Origin of the sequence: Lacticaseibacillus manihotivorans DSM 13343 = JCM 12514 (assembly GCF_001435035.1) — a bacterium.
GTDB lineage: Bacteria > Bacillota > Bacilli > Lactobacillales > Lactobacillaceae > Lacticaseibacillus > Lacticaseibacillus manihotivorans.
The window spans coordinates 1-494 of record NZ_AZEU01000329.1; the positions used below are offsets into that span (position 1 = coordinate 1).

1 protein-coding gene is annotated in these 494 nt (G+C 46.8%); it reads left to right on the forward strand.

Annotation, left to right across the window (positions count from 1 at the left end; all coding sequences use genetic code 11):
* Positions 1-102: 102 nt before the first annotated feature.
* A partial coding sequence (locus tag FD01_RS15405; RefSeq protein WP_235802978.1) for an IS3 family transposase occupies positions 103-494 on the forward strand: 392 nt, incomplete at its 3' end.

The window sequence follows — 494 nt, forward strand, 5'->3', positions numbered from 1 at the left end:
CACCAGGTAACCAAGATGTGCCGAATCCTCGGTGTTTCCAGAGCTCAGTATTATCGTTATCGATCCCCCAAATCTTCAAAACGCCGGGCCGAAGATGCGGACTTGAAACAACGGATTCTGCGGATCTTTGCGGAATTTAAGCAGCGATACGGTGTTATGAAGATCCACCATGAATTGAATCTGGAACTTCAACCACTGCAGCTTCGGTGCAGTCCACGACGGATCTCCCGGCTCATGAAGGAACTGGATATCCACTCCGTTACCGTCAATAAGTGGAAAGCGGCTTCGGCTTCCAAAACCAAGGTTGAACAGCGTCCCAACTTGCTTAAGCAGGATTTCTCGACCACTGGTTTAAATCAAAAATGGACCGCTGATATGACCTATATTCAAACGAAGCGTAATGGCTGGTGTTACTTATCAACCATCATGGACCTGCACTCACGACGGATTATCGGCTATTCGTTCTCAAAAAAGATGGATACTGATTTAGTCTT